The 5,275-nt window shown below is 46.6% G+C and carries 2 protein-coding genes; both read right to left on the bottom strand.

Annotation, left to right across the window (positions count from 1 at the left end):
• Positions 1-920, bottom strand: a 920-nt coding sequence (locus tag ACWIP2_RS05625; RefSeq protein WP_448518929.1) for a DUF1156 domain-containing protein, incomplete at its 3' end; no start/stop codon positions are given.
• Between the two features lie 182 nt (positions 921-1,102).
• Positions 1,103-4,519 (bottom strand): helicase-related protein, encoded by a 3,417-nt coding sequence (locus ACWIP2_RS05620; RefSeq protein WP_448518928.1) that lies wholly within the window; start codon positions 4,517-4,519, stop codon positions 1,103-1,105.
• Positions 4,520-5,275: the final 756 nt, after the last annotated feature.

Raw genomic sequence — 5,275 nt, 5'->3', positions numbered from 1 at the left:
GTGTTCAGTTGTGAGTTATTGGCGGCTTGTCCGTAGAGGCGTATAAATTCCTCGCGTGTGTAGGTGATGGGCTTGCCGTATTTCTGCGGAAACTCGAGGCTGCCTTTCTGTATGATGTGCGCCACGGGGTTGATGTCGTTGCCATAGCTTTTGCAGCCGAGTCGGGCAGCTTCCAGTGGAATAGCGCCGCCACCGGCAAAGGGGTCAAAAACGCGGGGCATGTTGTGTTGAAAAGCCTCAATAGCGGCTTGCAGGGCAGCTTCTTTGGCGGCTACTTGGGGGCTGTGCAGGTGTCGGTCGGGCAGGGCATAAAGTTCGGCTTCTGCCTGTCGGATGGCGGCATAGAGGCGCTCGTAGTGGGCTAAAAGTTCGGCTGCGGTTTGCTCATTGCCATGCAACGCCTGATGCGCGACAAAAATCAGCTGCCGCGCCATACCGATAATGACTTCGTTGTTTTTGTTTTCCCACTTGATAAGGCTGGCATTGGTAAGTTGTTTGCCTGCATCGGGCTTGGACGTTTTGTGCAGCAGGTGTTGTTGCATTTCGTCGGTAAACTTCCCAATGAACATTTGCAGGCGGTTGCGGAGGTTGTCCTCCATGGGGTCAAAGATGGGAGTCCAGGGAATATCGTCATAAGGTTTGCACCAGTCTATTGCTGCGCCACCCGTTGTGATGGCAAAGGGTTGCCCGAGCAGCAGCTGCACCGCATCGCGGAACGCCTGCGGACAGTTGGGGTCTAAGGGGTCGGGAACGAGGCTTGCAAACACGACGGCGCGGCACACAGGCAGGGGTCTTCGCGCCCACCAGAGGTGCAGGGTAGAAATATGCCCATGCCGAATGGATTTATCGCGCACACTTTCGGCGGATATTTCTTTAATCGGTAAAGCGACTTCTATGAGTTTTTTTGGGGGCAGAGGCATAGCGAGCAGTTTTATTTATGTTCCCAAAAGTGATAAAGTTCGCTAAGGTTTCAAAGTGTAAGGGGCAATGTATTTTGTTAGCGACAGGTAGCACAAACATTTTTATCCCGTAGGGATTGTATATCGGTAGCAGATGCACATCCAAACCAACAGCTGTACTCCGTAGGGGTTATCCGTTTGTTCTACATTTTACTTTTCCACTCGTCCTCTTTCAAAAGGTACTGAATACCCTTGCTCAAAGGTTCAAATTTGAGATTTTTTGCTGGATTTTTGATGCGGTAGAGTTCGGGTTGTGTTTTACAGTTAAGCACGATGTAGAGCCATGATGAATCTCCGAGTTGTTCGAGTCGGTTCATTTCGTTTTCGGTTAGCACGACCCTGCCATCGCTGCCGTTTCTGCCTTTTACTTCGATGTATCGCTTCAACTCCTCAGGGCCGATGCTTCTGATGTCATAGCCTTCATTGTTGGCGCTTACATCGGTAGGCTGCCAGCCATTGTCGCGCTCAAATTGCATGGCAGTTTGCATGGCGATGGCTTCGGCTTCATCGTCGCGGCTCATGCCGTAGTGCCTATTGTACTCTACCTGCGTTAGCGGCACTACGTAGGCACAGCCAAGCACTTCGGGTGGCTTGGGGCTGAGTTGCTCCATACGCTCCAGTTGCAAGAGGCGCACTTGCTTTTTACGCACCAGCTCGTTAATGCGCTCTTGTTTCTTGCTGATTTTTTCCTGCACGCGTGTATCGCCGAGCAGGAGCTTGCTTTGCATTTCCTGAATTTCAGCCTGTAAGTCAATAATGACGCGTGTAAAAGCAGCCTCGAGATAATTTCTACGCTCGGCACAGTCTTTCTGCACACATGCAGCGGTTTCTTGCAGCTGCTTTACCGTGATTTGTTCAAAGCACCATTCCAGCACTTTGTCAATACTCATCGCGCCGGGCGGGTTAATGAGTTTGGCAAAATTGGTCGGCGGATGCAAGTCAATGAATTTGGCAGGAGAGGTAATCCCCAGTTCGCCATTGGGGGCTTGGATCACCATCAGCAGGCGTTCATCGGCAATACTTTCCTCATGGCGGTTGGTGCGTTCATCAATAATCTGGCTTTTCACAAAAAAGGCAAAGTAACTTTCCTTGTCATCAGGGGAAATCAGGATAGTTCCTTTGAGCATATCTTCCCTGAATCGGTTGCGCACAACTGTTACTAAGCTATCGAAGATAAAGCTCCCTGGGCTGATGTAATACACATTGCCCAAGTCGCCTGCCTGTTGGTAATCAAGGAATTTATGCTTGTCGAAGCAGAACAGATTTGATTTGAGTTTGTCGTAATACTGATTGTATTTGATTCGAAGTTCGGCAATCATAGGCTCAGGCATGGTATCAATGCGGTAAACGTCATTGCGCACTTCGGTAAATGAGCCGCCGAGGTATTTGAATGCCTTTTCAAAAAACAAGCGAATGTAGATGGGCTGTAATCGCTTCTCGTCAGAATTTTCTTTGAGCAAGCGTGCATCTCTGAAATCAACAGCGCTGTGCGAGAGTTTCTCTTTTTGTTCTTTGATTTTTTCGGAAAACTGCTGCTGCAATGCGGCATTGTCCTGCGCAAGAAATTGATTGAAAGGTGTTTCCTTGCCGTTAAACACCGAATCAATGATGTCGTCCATAGCTACTCCTTCCAATACGTCTTGTATGACATCATATACGCGGTCGTCGCCAATGCCTTCTCTGATAATGTCGAGCTTGGTGAGCAGGCATTGCAATACGTTGCCCTCTTTGGTGTTGCCTGCCACCATATTGAATACCAGCACATCCTGCTTTTGTCCGTAGCGGTGGATACGCCCCATGCGTTGCTCTAAGCGGTTGGGGTTCCAAGGAATATCCCAGTTGATGAGCAGCCGGCAAAACTGGAGGTTGATACCTTCCCCTGCTGCATCGGTAGCAATCAGAATTTGCGTATCGGGTTTGGCAAAATCGGCTTGTGCCTGCCGGCGTTCTGTTAATGACATACCGCCGTGGATGGTAGCTACGCCATAGCCTCCACTTTGGGCAAGTCTTTTTTGCAGGTAGATGAGCGTATCTTTATGTTCGGTAAAAATGACGAGTTTTTCACCATCGGTTACTCCGTTGCTGCGCAGGAGGTTTTCCAATTCCAAAAACTTCTTCTCTGCCTGTTGTCGTTTCAGGAGGCTGTCTGCCATTTCATAGAGTTGTTTCACCTCAGCAGCTTCCTGCTTGATTTCAGCGATGCTACCTGCGGTGGTGAAGAGCTTGAATTTCTTAGGATCGGACATGATGTTTTCCAGTGCATCTCTTTCCTCATCATCGAGTTCATCATAGCCTTCGATATCATCTACCTGATAGTCCAGCTTATGGCGCTGACTCCAGAGTCCGGGATTTTTGGAAACCTCGTCGGCAATTCCCTGCAAAGCCCGCCATCTTTTTTCTAAGGTATTTTTAATGGCAAAAATGGAACTTACCAGCCTGCGCTGCATCACAGTAAGCGCGAGCGAAACGTGGATGTTTCGGGTGGCAGAGGCTTCCCCCTTTTTCCTGATCAGGTAGGTAGTTACAGCATCGTAAAGTTCTTTTTCTTCCGGTGTCAGCTGATAAGAAATAGTCTTGGTATAGCGCTGCTTGAACAAGGGTTTTCCCTGCCAGTCTTTCATATCCTCTTTCAAGCGCCTGATAAAGAAACGATTGATGCCATTGTGTTCCAGTTCACGCACTCTTTCCGAAGCTATATCGCTGGTGGGAAAAATGTCTTCATCGAGCAGTTGCAGCAATTTTTTGAAGGTATCTTTTCTGCCCCTGTGTGGGGTAGCGGTCAGCAGCAAGAGATGCTCACATTGCTTAGAAAGCGTGTGTGCCGCTTTGTATCGCTGAGAGAGATATTGTTTAGCGCCATAGTCGTAAGCAGAAAGTTTGTGGCTTTCATCAAATACCACCAGATCCCAGTGTGAATTACTTGCCACGTTCAGCACATCTTCACGACTAATGAAGTCAATAGAGGTTACTACGCGGTTGGCAGTGTGGAATATGTTAGGGTCTGCGGAAAATAAGCCTCTGTTTACCAGCGTAAAAGGCATGTTAAACTTGATGCTCATTTCATCTTCCTGCCATTGCTTGGTCAGACCGCCCGGCGTAACGATTAAAATGCGTTCGGCCAAGCCCCTCATCATCATTTCTTTGATGAGCAGTCCGGTCATAATGGTTTTTCCTGCGCCGGTATCATCGGCAAGTAAAAACCTGATTTTGGGCAGGGGCAGCAAAAATTTGTAAACAGCCTCTATCTGATGCGGCAGTGGATCTACAATGCTGCAATTGACCGCAAACAACGGGTCAAACTGATAGGCAGACTTAATGCGTTCGGCTTCGGCAAATAAGGCAAAGCGTACAGGGTCGCCCGTAAAATTAAAAGAGCCATCCTCAGCCACGACTTCCAGCGCTTCGAACTGTGCATGATTTAATACTTTACTACCCACGCGGTTAGAATTAACCCCTGTAAATTTGATAGATATGCTGCTGCCTAATGATTGTATCTGGTTGATAATCACCGGCTCGTTAGGGCTTAGGTTCTTTACGATTTGGTTGATTTGTGCTGGCATGGCTTGGTTTTAATTGGTTGATTCTTCTGCTGTTGATTTAAGGAGCGATTATCAGCTCGTTTAGTGCTTGGGTGCGGGCTTTTGCTAAGGTAATACCAATATGAATTTAACAACGGAAAAATTACCCCGACGGGGTTAAATATTGGTAGTAGCAAGGTTTGAATGCTACCAATAGGCAATCCCTACGGGATAAAACGTACGTGGCATTCAATTCATTTTGGCAGACTATTCTCAATAATCATAATACTTTTTCAGTTCTTCTGTCCAAAAAAGCAAATACATTTCACAAACAGCTTTATCAGGAGCGTCAGATTCAAATTTTCCCATATTGTGAGCATGTTCAATGGCTGTTTTCAGGTATGGCTTTAATTTCAGGTATATGTCTTGATCTTGTTTGGTGAAGTATTTTTGGATTTTTTCATAGTCTTTGAGGTACTGTTTAAGCTGAACTTCGGCTTTGGCGCAAGTATTAGACCTTTTGGTTACTGATTATCAGCTATTTGTTTTATTTTGTACCAAAATCACACTTAAAGTTAAGCAAAAATGGCGAGTATTTTTCATAATTTGAACAGTGATAGAAGCTATCTCAAAACTCAATTTTGCGTATATATGTTATACAACTCATCTCAAAACTGTCTAAGTAGTATAATCATGGCAGCCAGTTTGACAAATCCTGCAAAATTGTCTAAATGATATTCGTATCTGGTTACGCATCGTCTGAAGTTTTGTAGCCAGGCAAAAAAACGCTCTACTTTC

It is taken from the genome of Rhodoflexus sp. (assembly GCF_053489755.1).
The sequence above is the reverse complement of the archived record's forward strand: the minus strand, read 5'-3'. Positions and strand labels throughout refer to the sequence as shown.

Coding starts and splice junctions, on each gene's coding strand:
- ACWIP2_RS05620 (WP_448518928.1), bottom strand. CDS start 4,519: ATGCCAGCACAAATCAACCAAATCGTAAAGAACCTAAGCCCTAACGAG.